The sequence below is a fragment of the Hyphomonas sp. genome, from assembly GCF_013823385.1.
Lineage (GTDB): Bacteria > Pseudomonadota > Alphaproteobacteria > Caulobacterales > Hyphomonadaceae > Hyphomonas.
The window spans coordinates 1-1,965 of the sequence record NZ_PNMA01000114.1 but is presented as its reverse complement, the minus strand read 5'-3'; the positions used below and the strand labels follow the sequence as shown (position 1 = coordinate 1,965).

Annotated in this window: 3 protein-coding genes; all 3 read right to left on the bottom strand. The window is 62.8% G+C overall.

What is annotated here, in order from left to right:
- Nucleotides 1–629 (bottom strand): hypothetical protein (locus C0456_RS20230; RefSeq protein ID WP_291056407.1); only part of this gene is annotated, 629 nt, incomplete at its 3' end.
- Between the two features lie 41 nt (nt 630–670).
- Complete coding sequence (locus tag C0456_RS20225) at nt 671–1,321, bottom strand: hypothetical protein (RefSeq protein WP_291056405.1); 651 nt, start codon at nt 1,319–1,321, stop codon at nt 671–673.
- A gap of 44 nt (nt 1,322–1,365) precedes the next feature.
- The coding region (locus C0456_RS20220; protein ID WP_291056403.1) for a zincin-like metallopeptidase domain-containing protein at nt 1,366–1,965 on the bottom strand (600 nt) is incomplete at its 5' end.

Below are 1,965 nucleotides of genomic sequence, written 5' to 3'. Positions count from 1 at the left end.
TGCACGCGGGTTTGGGGGATGATCGTGAATTCCCTGCGCGCAAGGTTGCTGATCTGGTAGCAGGGAGGTCCGTCGGCGGTAAGTGCGAGCGTGGTCTTGCGGCCTCGCTTGCGGATGAAAAACACATCGCCTTCATAGCCATCGGTGAAGCGGATTTTGGACGGCAGTCGGATTTGCATCCCGTCCTCAAGCTTGCGCGATCCTCGCATGAGATTGCGGATGCAGCGGCGGCGCCAGACCAGAGCCGAATGATTGTCGGTCGGGTCCAGCAGTCGCAGGATGCGCTCAGGGCACTCACATTCGAACGGACCCGCAGTTTCGTCCATGTCCTTGTAAGCGAACACGTAGCCGTCGCTGGCACGCGGATTCCAGCGCACGAGCACGACGGCTGCGAAGACAGTTCCGGTTTTGCCGTTTTCGACGTGCGCGATGGCCGCATACCAGACCTTATTGCGCAGACAGGACGAAGCGATCACGCGCAGGCCGCGGGTGGAAGCGCCATCAGGGAGCGGGTGAGCTGGCCCGGCTTCGATCCGCTTGCCTTCAGCGTCATAGGGATGCTCGAAGGTGAACTGCGCATCGAGATACTCCTTGGGCGTCTTGTGGGGGTGCATGCTCGACAGCGGCATTGAGAGCCATCCCATGAGAAATTCCTTCGGCTGTGCCCGCTTCAGGCGGGCTGGTTGAGATTGCAGTCGCGTCGCAGGGTCGCGGCAAATCGGGCGATATTGCTCATGAGGTCGATGGGACCGCGCAGCTGCCGGCCTGCCCATGCCCCATTGCGTCCATGGGTTCTGACCCATCCGATCTCCCGTCCGGGGTTTATCCGGCAAGGGTCGATGGTGACGCAGAAGCTCCTGGCAAACAGGCTGATCGCGGGGTTTTCGGCCGTGAAATGCGGCTCTTGCTCGATGCTGTAGTCAGCAGGGTCGAGACACAGCGTCTGGGCGAGGTAGCGCAAGGCTTCGCGCGCGGAAGATCTGTAGACCCGGATGAGATCGGGATCGCAGTCAAGCCCGCGCTGTACAAGCGGGACCAGAATGGGGGCAGATCGCAGCTCCGCAATCCGCTGTTCGCACGCCGTACGCAGCGCCTCATCCTCAGGATGGATCGCCTCGGGGGACTCGCCGGCGGCCACGCGGCCCAGGTGTCTTCCGAGCAGGAGAACGGCCGGGTCGGTATCGGGGTCGTGCCCGGCGCGCCGGGCATCGCCCATGGCATCGTTGAGGGCGGCGCTGCAAGTCTGCATGACCCGCAAGCCATCGGGTTGCAGCGCACGCTGAAAGCGAAAGGGCAGGTCGAGGTGGGGGGTGGCAGGCATCCGAAGTCTCCTTGATTGGACGCCTGCCCCCTTCCCCCTCCCCTCTATGCCGCGCGCTTCAGCGCCGGTGTGTCCTCAGACAGGACCTCAGGCCGCTCGCTCGCGGCGCTGCAGCCGAATGCCTTGAGGTAGCTGAAGGCCTGTTCGGCCTTGGCCGCGGCATGAATGATCGCGGAGGAATCGCCCTTCAGGATCTCGAGCCAGTGGCTGATGTAGCTCGCATGATTGTCATGGAGCTCACCGGGCAGGCCGAGATCGGCACAGATCAGGCACTGACCGATGGAGGCGACCAGTTCTTCGAAGGCATAAGCCTTGTCGCCGAAGCGTTTGCCGAAGGTCCGCTCGAGCCGTGTCTTGCCGCCAGACCAGTGAACGGCCTCGTGCCCGAGCGTGCTCGCATAGTGATCGTCGGAATGGAACGCTTCGCGCGGCGGCATCTGGATGTAGTCGCCGGCAGGCGAAAAGAACGCAGCGTTACCCCCATGCCGAATGTCGATTGGCAGGGTTGCGAAGAAGGCGTCGATCGCGGTGCGGTGTACGGATTCGGGTCGATCTTCAGGCGGCGCGAGGTCTGGATAGTAGTGGGCAGGCAGACCGTCGATCTGATCGGCATTGAACACGTTGTAGGCCTTGAGAAACCGGAT